The sequence below is a fragment of the Agrobacterium sp. DKPNP3 genome (assembly GCF_052686535.1).
The window spans coordinates 18,948-40,726 of sequence record NZ_JBQYSN010000015.1; the positions used below are offsets into that span (position 1 = coordinate 18,948).

Sequence of the window (21,779 nt, forward strand, 5' to 3'; positions counted from 1 at the left end):
ACAGTTTGTCTCCCGTGCGCATGACGCACTTCATGCTATTCACTTCATGGGAGAAGAACCAATGGCCGAGAAGAAACTCGATGACCTTTTTTATGATACGCTCAAGGACATCTATTATGCCGAAAGGCAGATCCTGAAGGCCCTGCCAAAAATGGCGCGGGCAGCCACAGACCCGAAACTCAAACAGGCCTTCGAGAAGCACAAGGACGAGACGCAGGGTCAGATCGAGCGCCTGCAGGAAGTGTTCGAGATCATCGGCAAACGGGCGCAGGGCAAGACCTGTGAAGCTATCCAGGGCATCATCGCGGAAGGCGAAGAGATCATGGACGACTTTAAGGGTTCGCCCGCTCTCGATGCCGGCCTCGTGTCGTCTGCACAGGCAGTCGAACATTATGAAATTGCCCGCTACGGCACACTGAAGGCGTGGGCGGAAAAGCTGGGCCATACCAAGGCTGTGTCGTTGCTCGACGCGACCCTCAAGGAGGAGTCCAAGACAGACGACGCGCTTACCGCACTCGCTAAAACGTCGGTCAATGCTGCCGGCGAGAAAAAGGCGGCCTGATACCGCCCGCAGAGCACGTCGGGGTTCGAAACAACCCCGCGTGCCCCACCGCCATCGCATGAGACGTAAGTAAAACGCGACCCGCTTTTACTGGAATGCAATAAAAACCGGAATGGCCAACCATTCCGGTTTTTTACGGGCCCGAAACCTGCCGTTGTTACGGCAGGGTATAAGCGATGACATAGTCCCCGGGCTTGGTTCCGACAGACCCGTGACCGCCGGCCACCATCACCACATACTGTTTCCCGTTATCGAGGGAGTAGGTCATGGGCGTCGCTTGGCCGCCGGCGGGCAGACGTGCTTCCCACAGCTGTTTGCCAGTCGTCAGGTTGTAGGCCCGCAGATAGTTATCAACAGCGGCACCGAGGAAAGCCACGCCGCCCTTGGTGATCATCGGACCACCGATGCCCGGAACACCTACCTTGAACGGCAGCGGCAGGGGCGTCATGTCATAAACCGTACCATTCTTGTGCTTGTAGGCGACATCGCCGGTACGCAGGTCGGCTCCTGTGACATAACCCCATGGCGGCGCCTGGCAGGGAACCTGCAACGGTCCGAGGAAGGGTCCCATGAACACACCGTAGGGTGCGCCATCGTTGCGGTTCAATCCCTGTTCGCTGCCCTTTTCGTCCTGTCCCTTTGGCGGGATATCGGCGCGCGGCACGAGTTGCGAGGTGAAGGCGAGATAGGTCGGCATGCCGAACATCACCTGACGCTCGGGGTCAACGGCCACGCTGCCCCAGTTGAACGTGCCGAAATTGCCGGGATAAATGATCGATCCCTTGAGTGAAGGCGGCGTGTAACGGCCTTTATAATTCAACTGATGGAAACGAATCCGGCAAGCCAGCTGGTCGAACATGGAGACGCCCCACATGTCCTTTTCCCGCAATGGCTCCGGCTTGAAGGACAAGGCTGTCGTTGGCTGCGTCGGAGACGTGAAATCCTCGGGGATCGCACCATCAGGGGCAGGTTCTTCGGTAATCGGCAGCAGCGGCTCGCCGGTGCGGCGGTCAAGAACATAGATGTCGCCCTGTTTCGTAGGTCCGACGAGCGCAGGCACGGTCTGGCCATCCTTGGTGATGTCGAGCAGCACCGGCTGCGCCGGTACGTCCATATCCCAAAGGTCGTGGTGAACCGTCTGGCGAACCCAGCGATCCTTGCCGGTGTTGATATCAAGCGCGACGATGGAGGAAGAATATTTCTCCACGTTCTCGCTGCGGCCCATGCCCAGCTGGTCCGGCACCTGATTGCCAAGGGGGATATAAACCAGACCAAGGCCTTCATCGTAACTGAAGACCGACCAGCTGTTTGGCGAGTTCGTGGTATAGGTTTCGCCGGCGGCAATCGGCTCGGTTTTCGTTGGATTGCCCGAATCCCAGTTCCAGAGCAGTTCACCGCTATTCACATCGAAAGCACGGATGACACCGGACTGCTCCTGCGTCGAATAGTTATCGTTCACAGCGCCGCCAATGATGATCTTTCCAGCGGCAATGACCGGCGGTGAGGTGGAATAATAATAGCCTGCCGGGTTGTATTTCATGCCTTGCTCAAGATGGAGAACACCCTGATCGGCAAAGGAGGTGCAGACCTGACCCGTGCCGGCATCGAGGGCGATCAGGCGCGCGTCAGAGGTAGGCAGGTAAACGCGCTGGGCGCAGGCCGTGCCTTCTACAGCGCTGGGTTCGGCGTAATAGGAAACACCGCGGCAGGTCTGGTGCTGACGGTCCGGATTGAGGCCGACATTCGGGTCGTATTTCCACTTCTCCTTGCCGGTGGCAGCATCGATGGCGATTGCCCAGTTATGCGGGGTGCAGATGTAAAGCGTGTTACCGATCTTAAGCGGCGTCACCTGGTAGGTGGTTTCGCCGACATCGTCAGGCAGCTTCACATCACCCGTCTGGTAGCGCCACGCTTCCTTAAGCTGGGAGACATTGTCGACGTTGACCTGCGTCAGGGGGGAATATCGCTGACCATAGGGCGTGCGGCCATATTGATGCCAGTCTCCGTCAGGCACATCGCCGCCATAAACAGGTGCCGCCGAAGCGGTTTCCTGCGGCAGCGAGCCCGGCTGGTCATGTGGATCCTGTGCCATGGAATAACCGGCCACAGCAATGGATGCCAGGACGGAAAGCGCGAGCGGCCAAGCGTTCGGGCCATAGCTCAGCCCGGTCGGACTGGAAAAACCCAGCGGTTTCCTGACCCACGGCACCAGTAGCCAAAGACCGATAACGATGATGACGCCGCCGCGCGGTCCAAGCTGCCACCAGTCGAAACCGACTTCCCAGACTGCCCAGGCGAGCGTCGCCACGATGAAGATGGCATAGACGTGAAGGGCGGCGCGATTGCGCTTGAACAGCAGAAACGCTGTCAGGAGGAAGGCCAACCCTGAAAGAACATAATAAAAGCTCCCGCCCAGCATAACGAGCTCGGAGCCGAAGCCGAACAGCGCAAGGCCGATCAGCGCGAGAATAACTGCAGTGACCGTGACTGCCATGTATGAGACCCCCGATTCCTGTCACTTTGGGTCGAACGGAATCGAGGGCGATATGGTTCCATACTATTTATCACCATGGGTATTTAGCCCATGATGGTTATGGGCTCCGGGGCGCGCCGGTTGAATCCTGCGGTGTCGGGTTGGTTTCCGTCGAAGACGGAGCGGCCGGGCGGCCATTGGCAGGGTCATTGTCGAAGGTACCGGAACCCGATGGCTGCTGAGGCACGGGTGCGGTTTCCGTTTGCGGGTTCGGCGGCAGGTTCTCGTCCGGTTTGAAGACGGAATATTCCACTACGCCCCAAACCACCAACGCCAGAAGCACGCTGACGATCAGGATGACGAGAACAGGTCGACCGCGCGAACCCTGGCGTGCGCGCGTCGCTGTTTCCGCTCTGGGTGCATCCTGGCTGCGCATATAGCCGGTATTGTCTCTAGCCATATCTCTCACTCCCTGTGTCCTTTGGAAATCTAATCCCCGGCGACGGGTTTTGTTCCAGACAGGACAGGATGACCGAGACAGACCAAAGCACTGGTTTGCAAACCTGCTTTTTGACGTCGAGATGCTTTCAGCTCATTTTGCGGTCCAGCCGCCATCGATGGAGATGGTGGTGCCGGTGATGGAACGCGCCATATCGCCGGCGAGATAAAGCGCCATCTCGGCGATTTCCTCCGGCTGGATGAAGCGTTTTGTCGGCTGCGGCGCAAGCATGACCTTTTTCACCACGTCATCCTCGCTCATACCGTGCACCCGTGCCTGATCGGCCACCTGCGCGGCAACAAGCGGGGTCCAGACATAACCGGGGCAGATGGCATTGCAGGTGATACCGAGCTCCGCTATCTCCAGTGCGACGCTCTTCGTCAGCCCCACCACCGCATGTTTGGTCGCAACATAAGGCGCCTTGAAGGGCGAGGCGCGCAGGCCATGGGCAGATGCGATATTGACGATGCGACCCCAACCCCTCTCCTTCATGCCCGGCAGGGCCGCGTGGATGGTGTGAAAGGCGCTGTCGAGTGAGATGGAAACGATGCGGGAGAAATCCGCTGCATCGAACTCATCGATGGGTGCGACCTTCTGAATGCCGGCATTGTTGACGAGGACATCGATATGGCCGAACTCAGCGATGACCTTTTCCGGCAGATGCGCGCTTTCGTCATGTTTGGCGAGGTTGGCTGAAAAATAGACCGGCCTGTGCCGCGCGACCCTTGCAACTGTCTCCAGCGCCTGCCTCGCCTCCTCGGGGGTCTCTAGCCCATGCACCGCGACCAGATACCCTGCTTCGGCAAAACGTTTGGCGATGGCGAGCCCGATGCCGCTGGTGGAACCCGTAACCAGCACGGTCTTTGGTTGATCCTCCATCGGCCTAGTCCCTCAGCTGCGGCAGGTTGCGGAAAAGCTCAAGCGATTCCGGATTGGCGAGCGCATCGGTATTCTTGACCAGCCGCCCGTGAATGGTATCGCGTACCGCGATTTCGGAAATCTTGCCCGACCGGGTGCGGGGAATGGCACTGACGGCGATGATTTTTGCTGGAACGTGCCGCGGCGTCGCGCCTGAGCGGATGCGGCTGCGGATCGTCTTTTCCAGCTCTTCCGTAAGCGCAGCACCTTCCTTCATGCGCAGGAAAAGGACGACCCGCTGGTCGCCCTCGATATCCTGGCCGACGGCAATGGCCTCCTCGACCTCAGGCACGGCTTCCACCTGCCGGTAGATCTCTGCCGTTCCAATACGGACGCCGCCGGGATTGAGCGTCGTGTCGGAACGACCGTGAATGACGTATCCGCCGGAAGGCCGCAGTTCGGCAAAATCGCCATGCGCCCAAAGGCCGGGGAACCGTTCGAAGTAGGCGGCCCGATAGCGCGAACCATCGTCGTCGCCCCAGAATCTCACCGGCATGGAAAGATGGGCATTGCGGCAGACGAGTTCACCGGCAACGCCACGAACGGAACGGCCCTCATCGTCAAGCGTATCGATATCCATGCCCAGCATGGCGCCCTGCAATTCGCCGCGATGAACCGGCTGCAGCGGATTACCGCCGAGGAAACAGGCGCAGATGTCGGTACCGCCGGAAATGGAGGCGAGATGCACATCCGCTTTCCAGTCGCGATAGATGTAATCGAAGGACTGCGGGATGAGCGGCGAGCCGGTGGAGAGGATTGTCCGCAGCGATGACAGATCGTGGCTTTCGCGGGGTGTCAGTCCGGCCTTCAGGCAGGCGTCAATGAACTTCGCCGACGTGCCGAAAGTCGCAATACGTTCGGCATCGATGAGATCGATCAACCGGCCGGGCGTCGGATAGCCGGGATTGCCATCATAAGTGACGAGAGTGGCACCGAGCGCCAGACCGGAGACCTGCCAGTTCCACATCATCCAGCCGCAGGTGGTGAAATAGAAGAAGCGCTCGCCCTCCTTGATATCGCATTGCAGCTTCTGCTCCTTCATGTGCTGGAGAAGCAGTCCACCGCCGGAATGGGTGATGCATTTCGGCTTGCCGGTCGTGCCGGAGGAATAAAGGATCGCCAGCGGCGCCTTGACGGGCAGACGATTGAAGGCAATCTCGCCCGCAGCATAAGGCGCGACGAGATCCGCAAGCGTCACGCAGCCGAGATCGGCAAGGCTTTCGGGTACGGTTTCGCCGATCAGGACGATTTGCTCCGGACCCGCACTATCAGCTACGGCGCGGATGGTGGGTCCGACGTCGATGCGTTTGCCGGCATAGCCATATTCCGGTACGGCGATGAGAACTTTGGGATCGATTTGGGAAAGGCGGTCCGAGGCACCTGCGGGGCCGAAATCCGGGGAGCAGGACGACCAGATGGCACCGATGGCGCTCACGGCCAGATATCCCACGATCGCTTCTATGTCATGGGTGACGATCGCGCCGACGCGGTCGCCTTCCCGCACGCCAGCATGAACGAGCGCCTGCACCATGCGCGACACGTCGTCATAAAGCGCTTTGCGGCTTATCTCGCGCCGTGTGCCGTCGTCCCGGTGCGCGATGATGGCGAGACGCTCATCGGCATCGCGCAGGAGGTTTTCGGCATAATTCAACCTCGCGCCCGGATAAAACTCGGCCTCCCGAATCGTTGCGCCCGGCTTGAACGCTACCTCGCCGCGCGCACCTATAATGCCGAGCTCGTCCCACAGCGCATTGTAAAAATCTTCCGGCGCGTCGATGGACCAGCGCAGCAGGCCAGCATAATCATCGGCGGCCTGCCCGTGGAGCTCTGCCGTTTTTGTCGCGAAGGAAAAAAGCGCCGAGCCCATCACCCGCTCTTCCGGCGGCACCCATAGAATCTCGGATGGCGTTGCGGCTGTCATGCTTTGCTCCCGCGCAGCATTTCCACTATTGCGGAAAAATCACGCCCGCCCTGCCCGTCGTCAACGAAGCTCTCGTAAAGCGCTGTTGCAGCAGCACCAAGCGGTGTAGAGGCGTCGGCCCCATTGGCCGCCTCCTGAGAAAGCTTCAGGTCCTTCAGCATCAAGGCCGCGGCAAATCCGGGCTGGTAATCCTTGTTGGCGGGTGATGTCGGCACCGGGCCCGGCACCGGGCAATAGGTGGTGAGCGACCAGCATTGCCCGGAAGATGTGGAGGCGACATCGAACAGCGCCTGGTGCGAAAGTCCGAGTTTTTCGCCGAGCACGAAAGCCTCGGAAACCGCGATCATGGAAATGCCGAGGATCATGTTGTTGCAGATCTTGGCCGCCTGCCCATTGCCGCCCTTGCCGCAATGCACGATCTTCTTGCCCATGGCTTCCAGCAGCGGCCTCGCTGCCGAAAAAGCCTCCGCCTCACCGCCGCACATGAAGGTCAGGGTGCCCGCCGCCGCGCCGCCCGTGCCGCCGGAAACGGGGGCGTCGACCGAAGGGCAGCCAGCGGAAGCGGCCAGTTCATGCGCCTTCAATGCACTTGCCATGTCCACAGTCGAGCAGTCGATAAGGAGCGTTCCGGCAGAGATTTTACCGACCAGATCGCCATAGGCCGAAACGACATGTTCGCCTTTCGGCAGCATGGTGATGACGACTTCAGCAGCTTTGACAGCTTCGGCAGAATCCGCGGCAACCGGAATGCCCGCCTCCTTTGCCGCTGCACGGCAGGCTTCGGCAAGATCATATCCCCTGACGGCATAACCCGCCTTGACGAGATTGGCGGCCATTGGCAGGCCCATATGTCCCAGCCCCAGAAAAGCGACGGTCTTCATCGGTAGGTTCCTTTCAGCGATTATCCGCAAGGATCATGTCGGCGGCCTTTTCGGCAATCATGATCGTCGGCGAATTGGTATTTCCGGATGTAATGCGCGGCATCACCGAGGCATCGGCGACGCGGAGCCCGGCGAGCCGGCGGAACTTCAGGCGTGCATCAACGACGCTTTCGATATCCGATCCCATGCGCAGCGTGCCGACAGGGTGGAAGATGGTGGTGCCGATATCACCTGCCGCCTTGGCAAGCTCATTGTCGTTTTCGAAGGAGGGACCGGGCCGGTATTCCTCCGGCCTGAAGCGGGAAAAGGCCGGCTGGGCGACGATGCGGCGCGTCAGTCGCATGGCATCTATGGCCACCTTCCGGTCGCCTTCGGTGGAAAGATAGTTCGGGCGGATTTCCGGTTGCATGGCGAAATCCGGTCCTTTCACATGCACTGAGCCACGGCTTTCCGGCCGCAGATTACAGACGCTTGCCGTTATCGCGGGAAAAGTGTGAACCGGGTCTCCGAACTTGTCGAGCGAAACCGGCTGGACGTGATACTCCAGATCGGCGGTTTCCTTTTCCGGCGAAGAGCGGGTGAAGACACCGAGCTGGCTCGGCGCCATGGACATCGGCCCGGAGCGCGTCAGCGCATATTCGAGGCCGATCCGCGCCTTGCCAAAGAGCGTCGAGGCCCGCTCATTCAGCGTCAGAACACCGGAGACCTTGTAGACCATGCGCAGCTGTAGATGGTCCTGCAGGTTTTCGCCCACCCCTTGAACCTCCGCCACCGTATCGATACCGGCAGCCTGCAACACATCCCCACGGCCGACCCCGGAAAGCTCCAGAATATGCGGCGAGCCGATCGCGCCGGCCGACAGCACGGTTTCGCGCCGCGCCCGCATTTTTTTCAGGACGCCGTCATGGTGGAATTCGACGCCCGTGACCCGGTCTTCTTCGATGATGAGCCGTTTGACGTGGGCTTTGGTTAAGACAGTGAGGTTCTTGCGGCCAAGCGCCGGTTTAAGGAAGGCTTTCGCCGTGTTCCAGCGCCAGCCCGCCCGCTGGTTGACATCGAAATAGCCGGCTCCTTCATTGTCTCCACGGTTGAAATCGTCAGTCGCGGGAATGCCCGCTTCTCCTGCCGCCTTCTGGAAGGCATCCAGCACATCCCAGCGCACGCGGGCCTTTTCCACCCGCCATTCGCCCCCGGAGGAATGCAGGTCACTCTTGCCGCGATAAAAATCCTCCGACTTCAGGAAATAGGGCAGGATGTCGTTCCACCCCCAGCCTTCGCAGCCAAGCTGGCGCCAGACGTCATAGTCCCGTGCCTGACCGCGCATGTAGATCATGCCGTTGATGGAGGAGCAGCCGCCCAGCACCTTGCCGCGCGGATAGATCAGCGCGCGTCCATTCAGGCCAGGCTCTTCCGCCGTCTTGAAACACCAGTCCGTGCGCGGATTGTTAATGCAATAGAGATAACCGACGGGAATATGGATCCAGTGGTAATTATCGTTGCCGCCCGCTTCCAAAAGCAGAACACGGTTGTTCGGGTCTTTCGAAAGGCGGTTGGCGAGAACGCATCCGGCACTGCCCGCCCCGATGACGATATAGTCATATTCGCCCATGCTCTTCTCCACACGCCGTCCTTGCCGCGTCGTCCCGAACGCGGGGAGGCTTTTGAGGTGTTTTCAAAATTGGCTAGCTGCGGTGCTGAAAGCCGAGTTTCCGCCCAAGCCGGGAAGCATAAAATTCACCGATCAGACCGCGACGGAACACCAGAACGCAGGCCATGAAAACGAGGCCGGTGATGATGGTGACCGGGAAATCCGAGGTCGCGAGATAGTTTTGCAAGGTGACGACGAGGCCCGCGCCGAAGATAGGGCCGATCATGGTGCCGATGCCGCCGAGCAGCGTCATGAGGATCACTTCGCCGGACATCTGCCAGGTCACATCCGTTAGCGTCGCGAACTGGAACACCAGCGCCTTCAGCCCACCCGCGAGACCGGCAAGCGCCGCCGACATGACGAACGCGCCGAGCTTGTAGCGCTGCACGCTATAGCCAAGCGAAATGGCGCGTTGCTCATTTTCGCGGATCGATTTCAGGATCATGCCGAAAGGCGAATTGACGAAACGCCAGATGACCAGCAGCGCCAGCACGAAGGCGGCAAGCACCGTGTAATAGATGTTGAGCGGGCCACTGAGATCGAGAATACCGAAGAGGTGGCCGCGCGGCACGCCCTGCAAACCATCCTCGCCATGGGTGAACGGCGCTTGCAGGCAGAAGAAATAAAACATCTGCGACAGGGCGAGCGTGATCATGGCGAAATAGATGCCCTGCCGGCGAATGGCGAAAAAACCGATGACGAGCCCCAAAAGCGCCGCGCCCGCCATGCCGATCACAAGGCCAATTTCCGGCGTGACACCCCATTCCTTCACCGAATAGGCGGTGAAATAGGCCGCACCGCCAAAGAATGCCGCATGGCCGAAGGAGAGCAGTCCGGTATAACCGATGAGAAGATTGAAAGCGCAGGCGAAAAGCGCGAAGCAGAGAAGCTTCATCAGGAAGATTGGATAAACGAACATCGGCGCGGCGACGAGCACGGCAAGCCCGGCCAGGATGAGCACGGTCTTGATGGTGGCTGCCGTCGTCGATACTTCCGTCTGCGGCATTGCACCGGCCGTCGGGCTATGAGTGGCTTTGGACATATCAGGCGTCCTTTCCGAAAAGTCCGGCGGGGCGGATGAGCAGCACAAAGGCCATGATGACGAAAATGACGATGTTGGAGGCCTCGGGATAGAACACCTTGGTGAGACCCTCGGCGATACCCAGCATGTAGCCGGTGACGATGGCGCCCATGATCGAGCCCATGCCGCCGACGACGACCACCGCAAAGACGACGATGATGAGGTTCGTGCCCATCAGCGGCGAGACCTGATAGATGGGGGCGGCGAGCACGCCGGTGAAACCCGCAAGGCCGGCACCCAGCGCATAGGTGAGCGTCAACAGAACAGGCACGTTAATGCCGAAAGCCTGCACAAGGGTCGGGTTTTCGGTCGCGGCGCGCAGATAGGAGCCGAGGCGCGTCTTTTCGATCAAGGCCCAGGTGGCGATGCACACGATCAGCGAAATCACGACGACGAAAGCGCGGTAGTTCGGCAGGAACATGAAGCCGAGATTGGTGCCGCCTGCCAGTTCGCGCGGCACCGAATAGGGTTGTCCCGCCGCGCCGTAAAGCCACCGGAACGTGCCTTCCACCACCAGCGCCAGGCCGAAGGTGAAGAGCAGACCATAGAGTGGATCGAGATCATATAGCCGTGACAGAAGGAAACGCTCTATGATGGCCCCAAACAGCGCGACGACGAGCGGCGTCACGATGAGCGCTACCCAGAAATTGATGCCGAAATATTGCAGGCCGAGAAAGGCGACAAAAGCGCCGAGCATATATTGCGCGCCATGGGCAAAATTGATGACGCGCAGCAGCCCGAAGATGACAGCGAGACCGAGCGACAGCAGCGCATAGAACGACCCATTGATAAGGCCGACAAGCAATTGCCCGAGGAGCGCCTGAATGGGAACGCCGAAGATCATCGTCATGGTTAAACCCCCAGCACCTTGTTAAGCTCACCCATGCGGGCGGAAAGCTCCCCCACCGGAAAATCGCCGACCATCTGGCCGTGGTCCATGAGGTAGAAGCGATCGGCGATGCGGCTCGCAAACCGGAAATTCTGCTCCACCAGAACCACGGTCATGCCTCGGCTCTTCAGCTTCTGCAAAACCTCTCCGATGCGCTGAACGATGACGGGAGCAAGCCCTTCGGTCGGCTCGTCCAGCAGCAGCACCTTGACGCCGGTGCGCAGGATGCGCGCCATCGCCAGCATCTGCTGCTCGCCGCCGGAGAGCTTCGTGCCGGGGCTGGTGCGGCGTTCGTAAAGATTGGGAAACAGCTCGTAGATTTCATCAAGCGTCATGCCGCCGGGCGCGACGACGGGCGGCAATTTCAGGTTTTCCTCGACGCTCAGCGTCGCGAAGATGCCGCGCTCTTCCGGCACGAAACCGAGGCCGTATTTCGCCGTACGATGCAGCGGCACCGGCATCATATCCTTGCCGCCGAGCTTGACGACGCCCTTGCGGTTGCGGATGATGCCCATGATGGTGCGCAACGTCGTGGTCTTGCCCACGCCATTGCGGCCGAGAATGGTGATGGTTTCACCCTCGCCGACCGTCAGATCGACGCCGTGCAGCGCCTGGCTTTCGCCATACCAGGATTTCAGGTTGGAGACTTCGAGCATCGCCGCCATATCAAGCCTCCTCCGTGCCCATATAGGCCGTGCGCACACGCGGATCGGCGGAAACCGTGGCATAATCGCCCTCAGCCAGAATTTCTCCACGCTGCAGAACAGTAACGTGATGGCAGATATCGGCCACGACCTTCAGATTATGTTCGACCATCAGCACCGCGCGGGTCTTTGCCACCTCACGAATAAGCTCGGCGACGTGAGAAACATCTTCCCCGCCCATGCCGGCCATCGGCTCGTCCAGCAGCAGAACCTTCGGATCGAGCGCCAGCGTGGTGGCGATTTCGAGAACCCGCTTGCGACCGTAGGAAAGATCGGCCGCAAGCGTATGTTTTTCCCGTGTCAGGCCAACCGTTGCGATCAACTCCTCGGCGCGGGCATTCAGCCTGTCGAGCGACGACAGCGGTAGCCAGAACTGCGTTGCAAGGCCATTCGGCCGCTGCAACGCAACCCGGACATTTTCCAGAACCGTCAAATGCGGAAACACCGCCGATATCTGGAAAGAGCGCACGAGACCGAGACGCGCCACCTTGTCCGGTGGCGTCTTTGTTATATCCGTTCCCATGAAGGTGATCGCCCCGCCTGTCGGCTGGAGAAACTTGGTCAACAGGTTGAAGACCGTTGTCTTGCCGGCGCCGTTGGGGCCGATCAGCGCATGGACGCGGGCGTGATGCACGTCGAGATCGACGTTTTTCACGGCTGCGAATGCGCCGAAGGTTTTAGTGAGATCACGCGCCGAAAGAACGACGCGAGGTTCTGCCTGCCCGGCGGGGGCGGGAGCGATCGTCATGACTTTCCCCTTTATTGCATCAGTCTTTTATTGCGTCACCAGCGGGCAACCGCTCTTTGCGGGGTCCATGAAGGCTTCCTTGCCGGGGATGGTGGCGAGAACCTTGTAATAATCCCAGGGCTGCTTGCTTTCGTCAGGCTTCTTCACTTCCATGAGGTACATGTCGTGGATCATGCGACCATTGGCGGCCACATGGCCGTCCTTGGCGAAGACGTCGTTGACGGGCATTTCCTTCATGGCTTTCGCGACGGCGTCGGCATCGTCGGTGCCGGCCTTTTCGATCGCCTTCAGATAATGCAAGACAGCGGAATAGGTGCCGGTGTGAACCATGTTCGGCATGGCGCCGGTGCGCTCCTTGAAGCGCTCACCAAACTTCCGCGATTCATCGTCGCGGTCCCAATAAAAACCTTCTGTCAGCGTCAATCCTTGAGCTGCCTCAAGGCCGAGGCCATGGACTTCGGCTAGCGTGAAGAGAAGCGCTGCAAGGCGCTGGCCGCCGGCAACGATACCGAATTCCGCCGCCTGCTTGATGGCGTTGGAGGTGTCGAGACCGGCATTGGCAAGACCGATAACCTTCGCGCCCGAGGACTGCGCCTGCAGCAGGAAGGACGAGTAGTCGGTCGTCGCCAGCGGATGGCGCACGGAGCCCAGCACCTTGCCGCCATTGGCCTTGACGAAATTGGACGTATTTTCTTCCAGCGAATAACCGAAGGCATAGTCGGCTGTCAGGAAGAACCAGCTGTCGCCGCCCTGTTTGACGAGCGCGCCACCGGTGCCGACAGCCAGCGAATAGGTGTCATAGGCCCAATGAAAACCATACGGGCTGCACTGCTTGCCGGTCAGCTCGGTGGTGGCAGCACCGGTATTGACGGTGATCTTCTTCTTGTCTTTGGAAAGCGCCTGCACGGCAAGGCCAACCGATGACGAGGTCAGTTCCATGATGGAATCGACCTGTTCGGTGTCGTACCACTGCCGGGCAATATTGGAGGCAACGTCAGCCTTGTTCTGATGGTCGGCGGTCACCACTTCCACCGGCGCACCGAGCACCTTGCCGCCGAAATCCTCGACCGCCATCTTCGCGGCTTCGTAAGAGTATTTGCCGCCGAAGTTGGCGTAAACGCCGGATTGGTCGTTCAGGATACCGATCTTGACCTTGCCGTCCGAAATCTCGGCAGCATAGGCAGCGGTGCCAGCGGCCAGTGCCATGGCCGTGGATAAAACGATACTCTTGCGCATGACTTCTCCTCCCAGAGAGATTGCGAGCCTCAGATTGTCTGTGCAGCGGTGAACCGAAACCCTGCACATGAATGGCCGCACCGCCCTCCTCAAAGCGGTGCATCCTGAGCGTAGACTTCTCGAATTCGGCCGTTGACACAAGAGCAAGTCATCATCAAATTGCGAACAGGAACTGTTCATTTTTGAACAAAACTCTTGATGGGAGACGAATATGGCCACGCCGTTCACCTGGGACGACCTGCAATATTTCCTGGCCGTGGCCCGCACCGGACAACTCTCATCCGCCGCCAGAAGCCTGCGCACCAGCCACGCCACCGTCTCCCGCCATATCGACCGGCTGGAATTTTCGCTTAAAACCAAGCTCTTCGAGCGAAACCCGCGCGGTTACGAACTGACAACGGTGGGTCGTCGACTGGTGGATACCGTCGAGCGCATAGAGGCTGAGGCTGAACGGCTGCAATCGGATATTTCCGAAAGCGGCAGCCTGCTGCGCGGCGTTGTGCGCCTGAGCGCCCCTGAAGGTTTTTCCAATTTTTTCTTCGTCGAAAGGCTGAAGGACTTCGCCGCCACTCATCCGCACATCATGGTGGAAATGGTGACGATCCAGCAGATCATGGCGCTTTCCCGTAAGGAGGCGGATGTGGCTGTCACGCTCGATCCGCCGAAGGCCGGTCCCTATATCAATGAACAGATCATCGATTACACGCTGCATATTTACGCCTCACGGTCCTATCTCGCCGGACAGCCGAAAATCACGAAGCGGGAAGACCTGCTCGACCACTTCTTCATCGGCTACGTGCAGGATCTGATCTTTTCGCCCGGCCTCGATTACATGCGCGACGTGCTTCCAGGCCTGCGGCCAAATTTCCAGTCTTCCAGCATCTTCGCACAGCTAACCGCCACGCTCGGAGGGCGAGGGCTCTGCATCCTGCCGAATTTCATCGCCGCGCGCTTTCCGGATTTACAGATGGTGCTTCCGGGTGAGGTCGAGCTGCGGCGAGGTTACTGGCTTACCAGCCACCAGGACTTTGCCAACGTGCCACGGGTGCGCTCCCTGATGGATTTCATCCTCGCCACCGCGCGCGCCCACGAAAAGCTCTTTATTCTCAACCGCGGCATCATGGTCTGAAATCGCGATCGTTCACATTTTGGCGACACCCTGTCTACGCCCGGCAGGTTGGAGGAACTGCCCCATTGCCTATATGAGGGACAACAACAGAGCTGGCTTGCAGAGCCGGCATCCTCCGACATCTGGAAGATCATTATGAAAAAGATCGGATTCCTATCCTTCGGCCACTGGACGCCCTCCCCCCAGTCGCAGACCCGCTCGGCAGCCGATACGCTGCTGCAATCGATAGACCTCGCCGTGGCTGCGGAGGAACTGGGGGCTGACGGCGCCTATTTCCGTGTGCACCATTTCGCCCGTCAGCTGGCCTCGCCCTTCCCGCTACTGGCCGCCGTCGGCGCCCGCACGAAGAAGATCGAGATCGGCACCGGCGTCATCGATATGCGCTACGAAAACCCGTTCTACATGGTGGAGGATGCCGGTTCGGCCGACCTCATCGCCGGTGGACGCCTGCAGCTCGGCATCAGCCGCGGCTCGCCTGAACAGGTCATCGACGGCTGGCGTTATTTCGGTTACCGACCGGCTGAGGGCCAGAGCGAAGAAGATATGGCGCGTCAGCACACCGAGGTCTTCCTCGAGCTTTTGAAGGGCGAAGGCTTTGCCGAGCCGAACCCGCGGCCGATGTTCCCCAACCCACCCGGCCTTCTGCGGCTGGAGCCGCATTCGGAAGGTTTGCGTGAGCGCATCTGGTGGGGTTCGAGCTCCAATGCAACGGCGGTGTGGGCGGCAAAGCTTGGCATGAACCTGCAAAGTTCCACGCTCAAGACGGACGAAACGGGTGAGCCTTTCCACGTCCAGCAGGCGCAGCAGATCCGCACCTTCCGGGAAGCCTGGAAGGAGGCCGGACATGCCCGCGAGCCGCGCGTCTCCGTCAGCCGCAGCATTTTCGCCCTCGTCAATGATCGCGACCGCGCCTATTTCGGTTACGGTAACGAAGGCGACGACAAGATCGGCTATATCGACGACAAGACGCGCGCGATCTTCGGACGCAGCTATGCCGCCGAACCGGAAAAGCTGATCGAACAGCTGAGGGCCGACGAAGCCATCGCCGAGGCCGACACGCTGTTGCTGACCGTGCCGAACCAGCTGGGCGTCGATTACAACGCCCATGTGATCGAGACCATCCTGAAGCAGGTGGCGCCGGCACTCGGCTGGCGTTAAATTTGGAAAAATTGCACCATCCACACTCCGTCACCCCGGACTAGATTCGGGGTCCAGCGCGATCAAGTCTTTGATCGCGAGAGACTCTTTTCACGGCGCAGACGCGCCGTGGCTGGATGCCGGAGCTAGTCCGGCATGACGGAGGACGGACTTACCTCCATTAAAATCCGGGCTGTGTACCGCTGTTCATTTCACCGCCTTGCCATAACGGGCGAAGCTTTCCGTCAGCGGCGTGGTGCTCGCACCCGGCTGCTCGGGCCGTTTGTAAACACCATCACGCACCTGGATCGGTTCTTCAAAATGATCCTTGATCCAGGGTATAAATTCGAGAATGGTCGAAGCCGGGTGCCAGTAGCTCAGATGCACATGCACCTGGCTCATCTCGCCGGCGTGCGGCACGACAGGCAGGCGATGGGCGAGTGCCAGATCCGCGACCTGGATATATTCGGTGATGCCGCCAAGCCGCGTCACGTCAGGCTGGACGTAGGCGACCGCGCCTGCATCGATGAACGAACGGAACGCATCCACCGTGTAGAGCTGCTCGCCCAGCGCAATCGGGATAGTGGTATTGCGCGCCAGCCGGGCATGGCTCGTCACATCGTCGTACCACAGCGGCTCCTCGAACCAGTAGATGTCCAGATCCCTCGCTGCCGCACAGAAGCGCTGGCATGTGGGCAAATCCCACTTGCCGTTGCCGTCGATGGCGATGCGGATGGATGAGCCGACGCGTTTGCGCACGGCAGCGAGCCGGGCGATGTCGATATTCGGATCGTCATGCCCGACCTTGATCTTCAATCGGGTAAAGCCGTCTTCCTCCACGGCCCTTGTGCTGCCTGCGAGCAAATCGTCCAACGAGAAGGAAAGCCAGCCGATATCGGTATTGTAAGCTTCCACCGCCGGCGTGCGTGCACCGCCGAGATAGTGCCACAGCGGCACACCCGCCTTTTTCGCCTTCAGGTCCCAGAGAGCCACATCGATCGCGGCTAACGCCAGATGCGTGATGCCGGCCCTGCCGACCCATTGGAGCGAGGGATAACGGGCGAGTTTCATCCAGAGCCGTGAATGCTCCGACGCATCCTCGCCGACGAGCAATGGTGCATAACAATCGCTAATACAGGATGTAATCAACCTGTCCGACGCCAGATGCGCATGGGTGCCGGTGAAACCATAGCCCTCAAGGCCCTCGCTGGTGGTGATCTTCGCGCCGACGACGCCCCAATGCGTGATGCTGTGGGTGGAATCCGAAATGGAGTCCGAGGTCAGCGGCAGGTGCAGGATGAAGGGTTCGACGGTGGTGATTTTCATGATCGGTCATTCCTCGATTGCTGATTGCTTGCGGGGAGGAATAGACGCCGCGTCCCCGCGACCATGGCCGCGAAGATGGCTTTCGGGAAATGGCCCGACCGCCCTCCTCCAGCAGCCGGCTTCCGACGATGGATAGAGCTAAAGGAAAAACGGCACTTGTAAAATAAAAAATTTTTTATTTTTAATATTCAGCCATTGTCAGCCCTTCGAAGCTGGGCAATGATGCCGCCATGAACTCGCTGGTCAAAGTCACGCTCGCCGAACAGGCGCATCAGGAACTGCGCGCGCGCATCGTCAGCGGCAGATTGCGCGGCGGCGAACGGCTGCTGCCCAATGAGCTTGCCGCCGATCTTGGCATCAGCCCCACGCCGGTCAAGGAAGCCTGCCTGAAACTCGAGGCCGATGGCCTGGTGGTCAATTCCTCCCGTCGCGGCATGGTGGTGCGCAATTTCACCGTGGAGGATGTGGAGGAACTTTACGCCGCCAGAATGCTGCTCGAAAAAGGTGCGGTGGATGTGGCCTTCGATGCCGGCCAACTGGACGGAGCGCTGCACGCGACACTGCTGGAAAGCCTTGCGAAACATCGCGAGTTCGCCAAGGGCTCGACCCTGGACGAATTGTCGAAAGCGCTTTTTTATGACCGCAGCTTCCACACGACCCTTGTGTCGGCGGCGCGCATTCCCGTCATTTCCGGCTCGCATGAGCGCATTCTCGACCAGACCCACACGGTCTTCGTCTCGATCCTCGGTGATTACGCCCGCTCGGTCGAGGAGCACCAGAATATTGCCGACGCCATTGCCGCCGGCAGTAAGGCCCAGATCATCGATGCGCTGTGGCGGCATCTGGAGCGCAGCCGCCAGAACACGCTGCGTCAGGTTCGGCTCCTAAAAGAGGCCGGGGCATGACCTGTCACGATTTAAGGCCTGAAAAAGAAAGGGCCGGAAATCCGGCCCTTCTCACTTGTTGATCTATCGATGCGTCGATTTCACACCGTCGCGCCCTGTCGCGCCGCCTTGCGGCGTTCAACGCGGGCGCGGATTGCCTCCACATCCGTGACGGGCGTGGCGGCAAAAAGCTGCCGCGTATAGGGATGCTTCGGATCGGCGAAAAGCTCCTCACGCGTGCCTTGCTCCACAGCTTCGCCTTTGGAAATGACCAGCACGTCGTCAGCTATATAGCGGACCACCGAAAGATCGTGGCTCACGAAGACATAGGTCAGCTCGAATTCTTCCTGCAGATCGCGCAGCAGATTCAAGACCTGTGCCTGCACCGAAAGATCGAGTGCCGAGACCGGCTCGTCCAGCACCAGAAGCGCCGGGTTCAGCATCAGCGCGCGCGCAATGGCGATGCGCTGGCGCTGGCCGCCCGAGAACATGTGCGGATAGCGATTGAAATGCTCAGGACCAAGGCCGACCTTCACCAGCATGGCTTCGGCCCGCTCGCGGCGCTCGGAAGCCGGCATCTTGGTATTGATGATGAGCGGCTCCATCAGCACGTCGCCCACCTTCTGGCGCGGGTTAAGGCTGCCATAGGGGTTCTGGAACACCATCTGCACCTTGGAGCGCATCTGCGTGTCCGGACGGCGCTTGGCGATATCGACCGGCTTGCCCTCGATCTTGAGCTCACCGCCGGACGCCGGGTCGATCAGCGCGATGATGCGGGCGAGCGTCGACTTGCCCGATCCGGATTCGCCGACGATGGCGAGCGTCTTGCCGCGCTCGACGGCAAAATCGATGCCCTTCAGCGCCTGAACGGTCTTTGCGCCGCCGAAAATGCCGCCGGGAACGTGGTAATGGCGGGTGATCCCCTTGCCTTCCACAACGATACTCATCGAACGCCCTCCTTGCCAAAGAAATCAGAGACAGTGGGCAAACGGTCGCCGGTGGCATTTTCCGGCAGGGCCGAAAGCAATGCCTTGGTGTAGGGATGCTGCGGGGCTTCGAAGAGGCTCAAGACATCTGCCTCCTCCATCTTGCGACCCTTATATTGCACCACGACGCGATCGGCGGTTTCCGCAACGACACCCATGTCATGGGTGATGAGGATCAGCGCCATTCCGTATTCTTCCTGCAGCTTCATCAACAGGTCGAGGATCTGCTTCTGGATGGTCACGTCGAGCGCAGTCGTCGGCTCGTCGGCGATCAGAAGGCGCGGCTTGGAGGCGATCGCAATCGCAATCATCACGCGCTGGCACTGGCCGCCCGACATCTGATGCGGATAGGCCTTCAGCTTCGTCTCGGGATCGGGAATACCGACGGCGCGGAACAGTTCCAGCGCCCGGGCGCGCGCGGCAGCGCCGCCCATGCCGAGATTGAGGCGCAGAACTTCCTCGATCTGGAAACCGACCGTAAAAGACGGATTGAGCGAGGCGACCGGCTCCTGAAAGATCATGGTAATCTCGCGGCCGATCAACTTGCGGCGCTCCTGCGGCGACATGGCCAGCAGGTTGATGCCGTCAAACACCATTTCATCCGCCGTAATCGTCGCCGTATCGGGCAGAAGCCCCATGACGGCGAGCATCGAGACTGATTTGCCCGAACCGGATTCACCGACGATCGCCAGCACTTCGTGCTTGTCGACGGAGACATCGATGCCATCGACGGCGGTGAACGCGCCTGTCGCGGTGGCGAATTTAACCGTCAGGTTCTTGATTTTCAGCAGGCTCATCTCTCAGCTCCGCTTCAGTTTGGGATCGAGCGCATCGCGCAGCCCGTCACCCATCAGGTTGATGGCAAGCACCGAGATCAGGATCGTCAGGCCAGGAAGGGTCACAACCCACCAGGCGCGCAGAATGAACTCACGCGCTTCGGCAAGCATCGTACCCCATTCGGAGGCAGGCGGCTGAGCGCCCATGCCGAGGAAGCCGAGTGCGGCCGCGTCGAGAACGGCGGACGAGAACGAAAGCGTTGCCTGCACGATCAGCGGCGCAAGGCAGTTCGGCAGGATGGTCTTGAACATCAGCCGCAGATTGCCGGCACCGGCCACGCGCGCGGCCGTGACATATTCACGCCGAAGCTCGCTCATGACGGCAGCGCGCGTCAGACGGGCAAAATGCGGCTGATAGACGATGGCAATCGCGATCATCGCGTTGGTGAGGCCCGGCCCAAGGATCGCGACAAGCACCAGCGCCAGAAGCAGCGATGGAAACGCCAGGATGACGTCCATGACGCGCATGATGACGGAATCGACCCAGCCACCAAAAAAGCCAGCAATGAGACCGATGACGATGCCGCCGACGAGCGCGATGGAGACGACAACGATACCGATGAACAGCGAATATTGCGCGCCGTAGATCAGGCGGGACAACATGTCACGCCCGACGGCGTCCGTGCCGAAGAAGAAGCCGGCACGGCCGCCTTCCTGCCAGACCGGCGGCACGAGGAGGGCGTCGCGATATTGCTGGGTCGGATCATGCGGCGCGATGAGCGGCGCGAACACCGCGACAAGCACCAACAGGATGAAGACAGCAAGGCCGATGACGGCACCGCGGTTCTGGCGGAAATAAAACCAGAAATCGGCGATCATCCGGCGGCGGATGGCAGCGTCAGAAAGCCTGACGACCGGAGCTGTGGTCACATCGCTCATTTGTGACGGATCCTTGGATTGATGAGGCCGTAGGTCAGATCGACGAGCAGGTTAACGATCATCACCAGGCCCGCAATCAACAGCAGGCCGCTCTGCACGACCGGATAGTCGCGGCGCGAGATGGAATCGATCATCCACTTGCCGATACCCGGCCAGGAAAAGATGGTTTCTGTCAGAATCGCACCCGCCATCAGCACGCCGATCTGGAGACCGATAGTGGTGATGACAGGGATCATGGCGTTGCGCAGCGCATGAATGCCAACGACGCGCGAAGGCGACATGCCCTTTGCGCGAGCCGTGCGCACATAATCCTCACCGAGTACTTCCAGCATGGCCGAGCGCGTCTGGCGCGCAATCACGGCAAGCGGAATGGTGGCAAGCACCACCGAGGGCAGGATAAGATGCGAAAACGCTGAGGCGAAGGCGCCCTTCTGCCCCGAAATCAGGCTGTCGATCAGCATGAAACCGGTGACGGAGGGGAAGAAATACATCAGCGAGATACGGCCCGAAACCGGCGTCCATTGCAGGATACCGGAGAACATGATGATGAGCAGCAGCCCCCACCAGAAGATCGGCATGGAAAAGCCAACCAGAGCCGTCGTCATGGAAATCTGGTCGAACCAGGAACCACGTCTGATGGCGGCGATGACGCCAACGGGCACGCCGATCAGCGTTGCGATGATGATGGCGACGAGACCAAGCTCGACCGTCGCGGGAAAGAGCGACAGGAACTCGGTGAGAACCGGCTTCTTGGTGACCAGCGAATTGCCGAGATCGCCCTGAAGCAGCCGTCCGAGAAAATGGAGATATTGCTGCCACACGGGCTGTGCAAAGCCGAGCTGTTCGGCAAGCTGCGCATGCCGTTCGGGCGAAATACCACGCTCGCCCGCCATCAACAGCACGGGATCGCCCGGCAGGACGCGCACGAAGGCGAAGGCGACGATGGTAATCCCGAGGAAGGTCGGAACGAGATAGAGAAGTTTGCCGAGAATGAACCGGATCATGGTTTTTTCCTGAAAAGACGCGCGGAAGAACAGGGTTC

The 21,779-nt window shown here is 60.0% G+C and carries 20 protein-coding genes; 4 read left to right on the plus strand and 16 right to left on the minus strand.

Going from position 1 to position 21,779, the window contains the following annotated elements; genetic code table 11:
• The first annotated feature begins 61 nt into the window (after positions 1–61).
• Positions 62–562, plus strand: coding sequence for a YciE/YciF ferroxidase family protein (locus tag ACUTJJ_RS06620; protein ID WP_445541708.1), 501 nt, complete (start codon positions 62–64; stop codon positions 560–562).
• Between the two features lie 157 nt (positions 563–719).
• On the opposite strand, the gene ACUTJJ_RS06625 is transcribed toward ACUTJJ_RS06620, so the two are convergent.
• From ACUTJJ_RS06625 to ACUTJJ_RS06675, 11 genes are all read right to left on the minus strand, one after another.
• A complete protein-coding gene (locus ACUTJJ_RS06625) occupies positions 720–3,056 on the minus strand; it encodes a glucose/quinate/shikimate family membrane-bound PQQ-dependent dehydrogenase (RefSeq protein ID WP_445541709.1) in 2,337 nt (778 codons plus the stop codon).
• Positions 3,057–3,153: 97 nt separating this feature from the next.
• Positions 3,154–3,495 carry a hypothetical protein gene (locus ACUTJJ_RS06630; RefSeq protein WP_445541710.1) on the minus strand — a complete coding sequence of 114 codons (342 nt, stop codon included), beginning with the start codon at positions 3,493–3,495 and terminating at the stop codon, positions 3,154–3,156.
• Between the two features lie 132 nt (positions 3,496–3,627).
• Positions 3,628–4,413 (minus strand): 3-hydroxybutyrate dehydrogenase, encoded by a 786-nt coding sequence (locus ACUTJJ_RS06635; protein WP_209090228.1) that lies wholly within the window; start codon positions 4,411–4,413, stop codon positions 3,628–3,630.
• 4 nt (positions 4,414–4,417) lie between these two features.
• Positions 4,418–6,373, minus strand: coding sequence for an acetoacetate--CoA ligase (locus tag ACUTJJ_RS06640; RefSeq protein WP_445541711.1), 1,956 nt, complete (start codon positions 6,371–6,373; stop codon positions 4,418–4,420).
• A complete protein-coding gene (gene mmsB, locus ACUTJJ_RS06645; protein WP_445541712.1) occupies positions 6,370–7,254 on the minus strand; it encodes a 3-hydroxyisobutyrate dehydrogenase in 885 nt (294 codons plus the stop codon). Before mmsB ends, ACUTJJ_RS06640 begins: the two co-directional genes overlap by 4 nt.
• A gap of 13 nt (positions 7,255–7,267) precedes the next feature.
• Entirely contained in the window at positions 7,268–8,863 is a 1,596-nt protein-coding gene (locus ACUTJJ_RS06650; protein ID WP_445541713.1) for a GMC family oxidoreductase, read from the minus strand.
• A 73-nt stretch (positions 8,864–8,936) separates the two neighbouring features.
• Positions 8,937–9,944, minus strand: a complete 1,008-nt coding sequence (locus tag ACUTJJ_RS06655; protein ID WP_445541714.1) for a branched-chain amino acid ABC transporter permease — start codon at positions 9,942–9,944, stop codon at positions 8,937–8,939.
• Position 9,945: 1 nt separating this feature from the next.
• Positions 9,946–10,833 carry a branched-chain amino acid ABC transporter permease gene (locus tag ACUTJJ_RS06660; protein WP_004437878.1) on the minus strand — a complete coding sequence of 296 codons (888 nt, stop codon included), beginning with the start codon at positions 10,831–10,833 and terminating at the stop codon, positions 9,946–9,948.
• A 2-nt stretch (positions 10,834–10,835) separates the two neighbouring features.
• Positions 10,836–11,537 carry an ABC transporter ATP-binding protein gene (locus ACUTJJ_RS06665; RefSeq protein WP_445541715.1) on the minus strand — a complete coding sequence of 234 codons (702 nt, stop codon included), beginning with the start codon at positions 11,535–11,537 and terminating at the stop codon, positions 10,836–10,838.
• A 1-nt stretch (position 11,538) separates the two neighbouring features.
• Complete coding sequence (locus ACUTJJ_RS06670) at positions 11,539–12,324, minus strand: ABC transporter ATP-binding protein (protein ID WP_445541716.1); 786 nt, start codon at positions 12,322–12,324, stop codon at positions 11,539–11,541.
• A gap of 27 nt (positions 12,325–12,351) precedes the next feature.
• Positions 12,352–13,560: an ABC transporter substrate-binding protein gene (locus ACUTJJ_RS06675; RefSeq protein ID WP_006698064.1), complete on the minus strand. Its 1,209-nt coding sequence runs from the start codon at positions 13,558–13,560 to the stop codon at positions 12,352–12,354.
• Positions 13,561–13,771: 211 nt separating this feature from the next.
• On the opposite strand from ACUTJJ_RS06675, the gene ACUTJJ_RS06680 reads away from it, so the two are divergent.
• Together ACUTJJ_RS06680 and ACUTJJ_RS06685 are read left to right on the plus strand one after the other, a co-directional pair.
• Positions 13,772–14,689, plus strand: a complete 918-nt coding sequence (locus tag ACUTJJ_RS06680) for a LysR family transcriptional regulator (protein WP_445541717.1) — start codon at positions 13,772–13,774, stop codon at positions 14,687–14,689.
• A gap of 135 nt (positions 14,690–14,824) precedes the next feature.
• Positions 14,825–15,847: an LLM class flavin-dependent oxidoreductase gene (locus ACUTJJ_RS06685; RefSeq protein ID WP_445541718.1), complete on the plus strand. Its 1,023-nt coding sequence runs from the start codon at positions 14,825–14,827 to the stop codon at positions 15,845–15,847.
• 186 nt (positions 15,848–16,033) lie between these two features.
• Here ACUTJJ_RS06685 and ACUTJJ_RS06690 read toward each other — a convergent pair whose 3' ends face one another.
• Positions 16,034–17,152: a mandelate racemase/muconate lactonizing enzyme family protein gene (locus tag ACUTJJ_RS06690; protein WP_445541719.1), complete on the minus strand. Its 1,119-nt coding sequence runs from the start codon at positions 17,150–17,152 to the stop codon at positions 16,034–16,036.
• Between the two features lie 230 nt (positions 17,153–17,382).
• Here ACUTJJ_RS06690 and ACUTJJ_RS06695 point away from each other — a divergent pair, with 230 nt between their 5' ends.
• Positions 17,383–18,057, plus strand: coding sequence for a GntR family transcriptional regulator (locus tag ACUTJJ_RS06695; RefSeq protein ID WP_445541720.1), 675 nt, complete (start codon positions 17,383–17,385; stop codon positions 18,055–18,057).
• An 80-nt stretch (positions 18,058–18,137) separates the two neighbouring features.
• On the opposite strand, the gene ACUTJJ_RS06700 is transcribed toward ACUTJJ_RS06695, so the two are convergent.
• From ACUTJJ_RS06700 to ACUTJJ_RS06715, 4 genes are read right to left on the minus strand one after another with little or no spacing between them, the layout of a single operon-like run.
• Positions 18,138–18,983 (minus strand): ATP-binding cassette domain-containing protein, encoded by an 846-nt coding sequence (locus tag ACUTJJ_RS06700; protein ID WP_296072175.1) that lies wholly within the window; start codon positions 18,981–18,983, stop codon positions 18,138–18,140.
• A complete protein-coding gene (locus tag ACUTJJ_RS06705; RefSeq protein WP_063947193.1) occupies positions 18,980–19,819 on the minus strand; it encodes an ABC transporter ATP-binding protein in 840 nt (279 codons plus the stop codon). The genes ACUTJJ_RS06700 and ACUTJJ_RS06705 overlap by 4 nt, the downstream gene beginning before the upstream one ends.
• Positions 19,820–19,822: 3 nt before the next feature.
• Positions 19,823–20,737 carry an ABC transporter permease subunit gene (locus ACUTJJ_RS06710; protein ID WP_063947192.1) on the minus strand — a complete coding sequence of 305 codons (915 nt, stop codon included), beginning with the start codon at positions 20,735–20,737 and terminating at the stop codon, positions 19,823–19,825.
• Positions 20,734–21,741 (minus strand): ABC transporter permease subunit, encoded by a 1,008-nt coding sequence (locus tag ACUTJJ_RS06715; protein ID WP_004437854.1) that lies wholly within the window; start codon positions 21,739–21,741, stop codon positions 20,734–20,736. Before ACUTJJ_RS06715 ends, ACUTJJ_RS06710 begins: the two co-directional genes overlap by 4 nt.
• Positions 21,742–21,779: the final 38 nt, after the last annotated feature.